Source organism: Microcystis sp. M53603_WE2 (assembly GCF_030065435.1).
Map to the genome: position 1 here is coordinate 1 of NZ_JASJFF010000892.1, position 8,058 is coordinate 8,058.

Genomic DNA, 8,058 nt, shown 5'->3' on the forward strand with positions numbered 1-8,058 from the left:
TAAAAACTTTCAGATACCCCCCTTATTAAGGGTAGATCCCCCCGCCTATCGGCACCCCCCTTATCAAAGGGGGGATTAAGGGGGGATCCCCCCTTATCAAGGGGGGCAGGGGGGATCAAACCCCCCTTATCAAGGGGGGCAAAAGGCAAAAGGGAGAATAAATAATCGGTTTTTAATAACCAGATTTGGTATTATATATCTTTTTCTGCAAGATTGATAAAATTACAGAATTAATTAAGGTAAAAAGTATCTTTTTTAGCCGATTAAACGGTCAATTAAGCATTAAGATATACTTGAAAATTTTTATTAAAACTCAAAAATTATGACTGAAAATATCCCCACTATTGTGGTCATGCACGGCGACCAAACTGGAGAAGAACTATTACTAGAAGCCCTGAGAGTATTGCAACCCTCGATAATTCGTCAACCGCTTAACTTTGCCGATTTTGATCTTAGTTTAGCCCAGCGTCGCCAGAGTAACAATCAAGTGGTTCACGAGGCCGCCGAAGCGACTCTAAAAACCGGATTAGCTCTCAAAGCTGCCACCATCACCCCAGAAATTAAAGGAGATGTGGGCAGTCCTAACGCTATTTTAAGAGAAGCAATGAATTCTCAGGTAATTCTCCGCATCGGTCGCCGTATCCCCGGTATTCGTCCGATTGGGGGCGTTTATTCTCCCATTGCCATTGTCCGCATGGCCGTTGACGATGCCTACGGGGCCAAAGAATGGCGAGAAACCACTGCCACCGGCGATGAAATTGCCTATCGCACCTCGCGCATTTCTAGGGCTACCAGTCGCGCTGTGGCCGAGTTTACCTTTCAACAGGCCAAAAAAACCGGGGCGCGGGTATTTGGTGGCCCAAAATTCACCGTTAGTGCCACCTACGAAGGGATGTTTAAAGAGGAATTAGACGCGGCGGCCCAAAGACATCCGGAAGTGCGTTATCAACCCCTGTTAATTGATGCAACTTTTGCCCTACTTTTACAAACCGACGGCGAAGCTTTGGTGATTCCAGCACTTAATCGCGATGGCGATTTATTATCTGATTTTGTCTTGCAACTCTATGGCAGTATTGCCGGGGCCGAAAGTTTAGTTTTGGGATTTGATGAGGAGACCTTAGCGGTTAAAACCATTATGGCAGAAGCTCCCCACGGCACGGCCCCAGCTTTAGAGGGCAAAAATATCGCTAATCCCATGGCGATGATTTTAGCCTCGGCAGCTTTGTTAGGTTATATCGAAACTAGCGAGGCGCGTAAAGCTTCCAGGGCAATTTATGAAAGTGTCTTTGAAACTATTCACGAGGGCAAAAAAACCCCCGATTTAGGGGGCCAAATGACCATGAGTGAGTTTACCGATGAGGTGATTCGTCGCGTGGTCAGTAAGTTAGAAGTTTGGTCTGCTTTGGGGTAAACGAACTCATCTGATTGCTCTCTTAAAGGAGTTTGAAGAAAGGGTAATCCCAAAAAATAAGAATTGTTGCAAAGGCCTTGCTTTTGTTTGTTTTGCGGAAAAATAAAAGCTACCTTTGAAGTGTACAATGGAGTCCCTTTACAGGATTAGGATAAGAACAATGAAACTACAAACTTTGACAAAAACTCTGACTATTGCTCTGATTGGTGTAGGAGCTGCCTTGACCTTACAATCACCGAGCCAAGCTCAAACCAGATTCGAGTGTCTTGTGCCAGTGACGGGTCCCTATATAGGAATTCCGACAACTTTTGTCCAATCCGGCCCTAATGAATACAGAGCGGTGATTCGTTGGTCTTCTGATTATTTTAGTGGTTCCGGTTACACTCCCATGCGACGGTGTGAAGAAGTAACTGGAAGATTCAATAGCCTGAACTCTCGACCAGGCGGAATTGGTAATATTAACACGGGCTATCTGAATGGTGAACCAGTCATCTATGTCTCCAGTAGTGGGCGAGAACGGGCTAATAGTGCTAACCTATTATTTACCCTCAAGAGAGGAGATGATGCGAGGCAAAAACTTGCGCAGTTATTTGGCCTCCGGCAAGGAGCCAGCAGCAGTCCTTTGTTTGAAAGCTCATCGGATTCTGCCACTATCGATTTCAGCAAATTCCTAGAAAGCGTTCCCGTGGAAACAAATCCCGCTACGGGTTCGTCCTCTTCTCCGGCGCCGGGGACTTCCCCCGAACAGTCGCCCCAAAAACCATCAGGCGGTTCTGCTTGGTAAACTTTTCTAGTTCTATAGATAAGGTAGGTTGGGTTGACGCAAGGAAACCCAACGCCCGCTGTTTGGTAAACTTTTATAGTTCTATAGATAGGAGCATAGTGATCAAGTGAGTCGGCCTATAAAAAGAATTTTGGCTGGTGCGGGCAGTTTATTATTGGGACTGTCCACACCTTTGCTTGCTGTCCAAAGCTATGCTCCTGCTCTGGAACCTAACCAGGCCAATGCCTATAGCTCTCAACAACTTTCACAACAACAGCTGCTTCAGTTAGCTAGAGCAATTACCGTTAAGGTGTTATCAGAGCAAGGCTGGGGTTCGGGCATTTTAGTTGAAAAGCAGGGTGCTTCCTACAAAGTTCTCACGAATGACCATGTTTTAGGGCGGGATCGCTCTCGGGGTTGGCAAATACAAACCCCTGACGGCAAGATACATCGGGGTCAGTTGGTCAGAACAATTCGCTTGAATAATTATGATTTAGGCTTAATTTCTTTTCGCAGTAGCCAAGTTTATTCTATTGCTGATTTGGCTAATGTCGATGATCTCACTATCGGAGATGAAGTTTTCGCCGCCGGCTATCCCTTTGATTTTACCTTCACCGTTGGTAAAGTGTCGCTTTTGAGTGATAAATCCTTTTCGGGGGGCTACCAAATCGGCTATACCAATAAGATTAAAAATGGCATGAGTGGCGGACCGCTGCTGAATCGGCAAGGTAAAGTTATTGGTATTAACGGCATTCATGCTTATCCCCTCTGGGGTAAATCCTACGTTTTTGCTGATGGAACGGTGACTTCACCGGCACTGTGGGAACAAATGAGTCGATTAAGTTGGGCGATTCCTATTGGGACTTTTTTACAATCGGGGTCATCTTCTGTATCTGCTTCCAGTCGGCAACGGCCCGCAGTGTCACCCCCACCGCTTCCCACCCATAGAGAACCCACTTTCTGGGAAGATTTTCCTTCTCCATCCTCGTCAACCCCAAGAGAAAAGAATCCCGCTCCCACACCACTCTGGTAAATTCCACTCAACTGTATTTTTAAACCAGAATGAGCAACAATTTCTTGAAAATTTCCGCCGCCCTAGTTAGTATAGCGGTGTTTGTGGTTTCTCCTCAGATTGCTAAGGCATCAACAACTGAGGAGATAGAAAAAATTGCTGAAAAGATTACCGTTTTAATCCCCTCAGAAGAAGAGGGGGCGAATGGGAAAATTACTTCTAATGGCTCCGGATCGATTATTGCCAAAGAAGGAAGAGTTTATACTGTTCTTACTGCTAGTCATGTAATCTGTAAAGATGCTAGAGATGCCTGCAAGTTCTATTACGATCAACTAAAAATTATTACCTGGGATGGCAAGCAATATCCGCTCGATTACAATAGCATCAAAAAATTACCAGGAGTAGATCTAGCTCTCGTGCAGTTTCAGAGCGACCAAAATTATCAATTGGCGACCTTGGGTAACTATCAAGTAGCTGACGAACAATTTATTTTTGCTTCTGGATGGCCCGACCCGAAATTTATCGGCAAGCGGAAACGATTGTTCAATCTGGGGAAAGTGCTACCCAAGGACATTACACCCTTGCTGAAAATATTTCCTCCGGAGTTGGGGTATGAGATAGTTTATACCAGTGTCACCTATGGGGGCATGAGTGGCGGTCCAGTGTTAGATATAAATGGACGAGTCATCGCGGTTCACGGACAAAATGAAGCCGAAAAAATCGAAAAGGTTCCCGTGCCAATTGGCTTTAGTCTCGCTATTCCCATCACTACTTTTTTGAAATTAGCACCCCAGTCTGGCATTCAAGGGCAGATAAATGTCGAAAATTCGCCCCCCAATACCTTATCTTTGCAAGAAATTGGTGATGAATTATACAGGGCTTTTGAAGTTCCCAATAATAACGATACTAATCCCCTAAACTGGCTTAATCAAGGCAATAAAATGTGGCGGTTAGGACAATTAGCCCTCGCCTATGCCGCCTATGAAAAAGCCTTGCAACTCGATGCTCAACTCTATCAAGCTTGGTACGGGAAAGGTCTGGTCTTGACCTACTGGAAACGCCCCCAAGAGGCGCTGGCCGCCTACGAACAAGCTCTCAAAATTAATCCTAACTCCGATACCGCCAAAAAACTGCGCGACAAGCTCCAAGAATCTTTAGGGGGAAGAAATACCCCTCCTGTAACTCCCTCACAGCCAACCACCGCGCCCACCGTGGAGCCTTCACCACAGCCCTCTAATCCAAGGAGACTATGGTGAAGTCAGTCCCGATGAAAAAATTTTCACCCCCACAGATGAAAGAGGTTTCCTTCCCTACACCCCACACCCCACACCCCACACCCTCTTTCAAGTCAGTAGGGAAAACGCGGTTAGCTAATAGTCGGTTGGACCAATTTAGCTAAGGATGCTTGAATTGCTCGTAGTTCTGCGGGGGGATTGCGGAGAAACTCTTCGTTACTGGCTAAAATCATCGCATTATAGGCCAGCACCGCCGCCAGCAATTTAGCTGGCACTACCTTGTCATCCCTGGTCAGTTTCTCTAAGCTGGCCAATAAGTCTTGAATAACATTTAATGGCGGTGCGCCGGGGGCTGAGTAAAGAGCGGCGGTGACAGCATTGATATTATTACCCGCCTGTGCATCCCCTGTTAAGATGCTCAGTAGCAATTGCTGAATGGCTGGGGGAATCGGGATACCTGTGGGGGAGGTTAAATTATTATCAGCTAACTGAATATTCAGAGAAGCCGCCGCCTGATTAACAGCGATTTGAGCCGGTTCTCCCCCCTGAAATCCCGTTACCGTCGTGGTGGTGGGGAAAGTTTGACCAGCAAAATCCCCAGTGGAAAGAATTGGCCCAGTGGCATCGGACTGGTTGCCGGTTTGCGCCATACCGGGAGAGACTAGGGCATTGGTCAGCAAAACCGCCGCCACTAGGGAAACTTGCCAATTAGTCAACCATTTCATCAACATGGTCTTTATCCTCATTCAAAAAACTAAATTAGACAATCTAAAAACCGACTAACGGGGGAAAAAGTAATTGTAGCCGATACTCATGACGAAGCGAGCGCCGTCCCCGGCATTGCCCGTTAAATCAGCACCGGCAAGGTTAACCGTCAAGGGGACTTTCGGGAAAGGAATCAGAGAAATACCTGCGTTTAAATCTTGACCCGACCATTCGACAATGGCCGAGACTGGTTCAACAATTCGTAAACCAGCACTAGCAAAGACACCCAGCGAGTTTACCCCATCTTCGATGGCTCCTTCCGAGCGAAAACGACCACCACCAACACCCAAAGAGAGCGTCAATTGACTAAAGGGTTCTTCCGTTGTTTCTGTGAACTGAAAAAATTTGCTCACCACCCCGTAGATACTGCTACCGGCATCTGTCTCACCCCAGCGAATGGCGTTTTCAAATCCTAGGGCCACAGCAAAACCTTCTGGCAGAGAACGGTGAATTTTAAAGCTAAAACTACCCCGTCCGGCGTTATCACCAAAAAGGCTCAAAATCGCCAGAGTTACATCCAAACCGACAATTTTCTGGGGTTCTCCTAAACCGACCCCTAGGGCTAACCCACCATCTGCTTGATTGGTAAAACGGGTTCTCGACTGGAAACCGAAACCACCGAAAATCTGCCCAAAATTCGCTCCAAAACCGATGGGAGTAGAAATACTGGCACTAGGGGCAACCACAAATTCCGCCAGTTTCACAGAAAGGGTTCGCGGTTCCTCAATCAGGAAATCTTGACGTAAACGCTGCAATTCGGGGGAAATATTGGGATCAACGGGGGTAGATGCCTGTGCTTGCCATTTTTCGACTTCTGGCGAGTTATTAACTCCTACTGGTAAAAGCTGACTCGCTTGCGTTGTCCCTAGATTCGCCTTCCATTCTTCTAGGGTTGAAATTGTCCTGGTCTTTTCTGTTGCTAAAGTATCGAGGGAAGATTTCCCTAGTTTATTTTCTAAGGATGAGGGCAGATTACTATCGGCTAATCCCTCTGTTGTCGAGAAGGAATTGGTTGTCAGAACTCTTTCTGTCCTCTCTAATTCTACGGGGGAATTAATGATAATTTTTTCCTGGGATACCCGAATAGAAGCAGCGTCAATGTCTAAGGGGGAAGGAAGGGCCTTCACCCCATCGCAAAGTATGGCCGTCCCCAAACAGGAGGCAATGAAAATTCCCCCAGAAAATATCTGTCTCATTTGGCTGTTTCTTTTGGCTTTTTTTAACAACACTTCCAGCTTTCCTCACAGACGAAGTTAATTTGCAAAAATTGTAACTGATTTATGCTTAGATAGCAAGTCATCAAAGTTGTCCGTTAAGTACCTAGGCAAAATTAATTACACATATCTAACCCCCCCTTTGCCTCTTGCCTCTTGCCTTTCTTCACTAAGAAATTTATTTTGCACGACTACTTATCAATCATGGAATCCCCCGGCTCTCCTCGACTTTGTATGATAGGGCGTTGGGTTTCATGCTTCCACCGTTCGGCTGAGCTCACGGCCGAAGCCCAATCTACGTTCATCTTATATTTAATTCCACCCACCCACTTAGCAAGTTATTAAACCTGTTCGTTATCAATCATGGAATCCCCTAGTGCGCCTAAATGAAGTGTAAAAAATTTACCACCTCTATTCTTGGCTTCGATGGTTGTGCTGCGTCTCTGTTCACGAATCAAATAGGCGGATTATATTGCTAGAACTAAAAAAAGCGGGTTGAACCCCGCTTGTAATCAAAAACTAAGCCAACTTAAAGGCATCTCGCCAACACCAGCGCAACAGGGTAAAAGCTATCAAACCTTTAACCACTTCTAGACACCAGTAACCAATCTGCAAAGACATCATTTCTCCCGACATTCCCGACGCGGCAACGGGAGCCAGTAAACCCATAGCACTCAGATTGGGAGTGAGAAAATAGGTGTAAATTAGGGTGATTACTAAGAGAACACCAGCGAATAGAAGCGATCGATGTTCGGGGAGATGGATTAAGGTATGATAGCGGTGGAAGACAACAAAGCTACACAGCACAATCGCCGCACAAACTAATTCCAGATGGTTAAAAATGCCAAATAGCAAGTAACCAGCACTGGCAAAGCCATTTTGTGTCATCATGCCAGCTACGGATAAGCTGGGGAGAATGATTAAATCGATGACGAAACTGGCACTTAACCAGAAACCGAGAACAACCATCGCTAAGGTTGTCCAATTAAACCAAGACCAATAACGCTCAACAAAAGTTTTCATTAGGCTTGCTCCTCCTTGCCTTTATAATTTAATTGTAAAGAGCGTTCGCCAAAATTATGGCCAGTTTTTTGGTAATTCTTAGCAATTCTTATCAATTCTGAGGAGAGCAACCAAACAATACCGCTCTTAAGTAGGTGGGTGGAATTAAATATAAGATGAACGTAGGTTGGGTTGAAGCATGAAACCCAACGCCCCGATGGGTTACGCTACCGCTAACCCATCCTACAAATAATTGTGCCTCCCTACTTATCTCTAGATTTGGCTACCCGCTCGGGGCGGAATTGTAAAGATTTATCAACAAGTGTTTATAAAAACCTTTAAATATTGACCAAGCTAACGATTCTAGACTTACCCTAAAACAATAACTGACTATCTACGGGTTTACTGTTATGGATAAGGATTTTCGTAACTATCGCATGGTTTGCACCCTCACCTTCGGAGATATTTACGGACAAATAATCGTCTGGTTAATCGTTATTTTTCTTACTCTGGCTTCCACTCTAGCTCTTTGGAGTAGCACTAGACAAATTTTCGCCCTCGCTACCGTGGGGTTAGTCGTCGTCCTCTCTTTGCCTTTTTTACTCTTTGCTTTCGTTACTACCCTCCTCAATCATATTGAATTCGTTCCCATCGAA

9 protein-coding genes are annotated in these 8,058 nt (G+C 45.6%); 6 read left to right on the forward strand and 3 right to left on the reverse strand.

Annotation, left to right across the window (positions count from 1 at the left end; translation table 11 throughout):
- Positions 1-322: 322 nt before the first annotated feature.
- The 5 genes from PX481_RS18960 to PX481_RS18980 all read left to right on the forward strand — a co-directional run bounded on the left by PX481_RS18960 (position 323) and on the right by PX481_RS18980 (position 4,585).
- The gene (locus tag PX481_RS18960; protein ID WP_002774283.1) at positions 323-1,411 is read left to right on the forward strand and encodes an isocitrate/isopropylmalate family dehydrogenase; all 1,089 of its coding nucleotides are present in this window, start codon (positions 323-325) and stop codon (positions 1,409-1,411) included.
- Between the two features lie 160 nt (positions 1,412-1,571).
- Positions 1,572-2,195 (forward strand): COP23 domain-containing protein, encoded by a 624-nt coding sequence (locus PX481_RS18965; protein WP_149107194.1) that lies wholly within the window; start codon positions 1,572-1,574, stop codon positions 2,193-2,195.
- 106 nt (positions 2,196-2,301) lie between these two features.
- Positions 2,302-3,207 (forward strand): S1 family peptidase, encoded by a 906-nt coding sequence (locus tag PX481_RS18970; protein WP_288095447.1) that lies wholly within the window; start codon positions 2,302-2,304, stop codon positions 3,205-3,207.
- 29 nt (positions 3,208-3,236) lie between these two features.
- A complete protein-coding gene (locus tag PX481_RS18975) occupies positions 3,237-4,442 on the forward strand; it encodes a tetratricopeptide repeat-containing S1 family peptidase (protein ID WP_288095448.1) in 1,206 nt (401 codons plus the stop codon).
- An 11-nt stretch (positions 4,443-4,453) separates the two neighbouring features.
- A complete protein-coding gene (locus PX481_RS18980) occupies positions 4,454-4,585 on the forward strand; it encodes a hypothetical protein (RefSeq protein WP_288095450.1) in 132 nt (43 codons plus the stop codon).
- Here PX481_RS18980 and PX481_RS18985 read toward each other — a convergent pair.
- The 3 genes from PX481_RS18985 to PX481_RS18995 form a co-directional block, all read right to left on the reverse strand.
- Positions 4,553-5,152, reverse strand: coding sequence for a hypothetical protein (locus tag PX481_RS18985; protein WP_002758941.1), 600 nt, complete (start codon positions 5,150-5,152; stop codon positions 4,553-4,555). The two genes, PX481_RS18980 and PX481_RS18985, sit on opposite strands and share 33 nt — an antisense overlap.
- Before the next feature lie 48 nt (positions 5,153-5,200).
- Complete coding sequence (locus PX481_RS18990) at positions 5,201-6,415, reverse strand: hypothetical protein (RefSeq protein WP_002758943.1); 1,215 nt, start codon at positions 6,413-6,415, stop codon at positions 5,201-5,203.
- Positions 6,416-6,919: 504 nt separating this feature from the next.
- Positions 6,920-7,423, reverse strand: a complete 504-nt coding sequence (locus PX481_RS18995; RefSeq protein WP_002758944.1) for a hypothetical protein — start codon at positions 7,421-7,423, stop codon at positions 6,920-6,922.
- 389 nt (positions 7,424-7,812) lie between these two features.
- On the opposite strand from PX481_RS18995, the gene PX481_RS19000 reads away from it, so the two are divergent.
- A partial coding sequence (locus tag PX481_RS19000; RefSeq protein WP_288095452.1) for a hypothetical protein occupies positions 7,813-8,058 on the forward strand: 246 nt, incomplete at its 3' end.

What these genes read in the sequence shown, in the direction of transcription:
- PX481_RS18995 (WP_002758944.1), bottom strand. Translation starts at nt 7,423, where the DNA reads ATGAAAACTTTTGTTGAGCGTTATTGGTCTTGGTTTAATTGGACAACC.
- PX481_RS18965 (WP_149107194.1), top strand. Translation starts at nt 1,572, where the DNA reads ATGAAACTACAAACTTTGACAAAAACTCTGACTATTGCTCTGATTGGT.
- PX481_RS18980 (WP_288095450.1), top strand. Translation starts at nt 4,454, where the DNA reads ATGAAAAAATTTTCACCCCCACAGATGAAAGAGGTTTCCTTCCCTACA.
- PX481_RS18985 (WP_002758941.1), bottom strand. Translation starts at nt 5,152, where the DNA reads ATGTTGATGAAATGGTTGACTAATTGGCAAGTTTCCCTAGTGGCGGCG.
- PX481_RS18960 (WP_002774283.1), top strand. Translation starts at nt 323, where the DNA reads ATGACTGAAAATATCCCCACTATTGTGGTCATGCACGGCGACCAAACT.
- PX481_RS18975 (WP_288095448.1), top strand. Translation starts at nt 3,237, where the DNA reads ATGAGCAACAATTTCTTGAAAATTTCCGCCGCCCTAGTTAGTATAGCG.